The sequence below is a fragment of the Pseudoalteromonas aliena genome (assembly GCF_038155085.1).
Taxonomy (GTDB): Bacteria; Pseudomonadota; Gammaproteobacteria; order Enterobacterales; family Alteromonadaceae; genus Pseudoalteromonas; species Pseudoalteromonas aliena_A.
Map to the genome: position 1 here is coordinate 1 of NZ_JBAKAU010000266.1, position 211 is coordinate 211.

At 41.2% G+C, this 211-nt stretch carries 1 protein-coding gene; it reads left to right on the top strand.

The genetic code is table 11. The annotated features are described in order from the left end of the window. A partial coding sequence (locus tag V6260_RS19340; RefSeq protein ID WP_341595628.1) for a pilin occupies window positions 1-211 on the top strand: 211 nt, incomplete at both ends.

Sequence of the window (211 nt, forward strand, 5' to 3'; positions counted from 1 at the left end):
ATCGGTATTTTGGCTGCAATTGCATTACCGCAATACCAAGATTACACCAAACGAGCACATGTAAGTGAAGGTATGAGCTTATCAGCTGGTGCAAAAGCTGCTGTTATAGAAACATATGCGTCGACTGGAAAATATCCAACAAGAAAAACAGAAGCCGGACTTGATGTTGCTACTAATATCAAAGGAACTGCAGTTACATCTGTGACGGTAG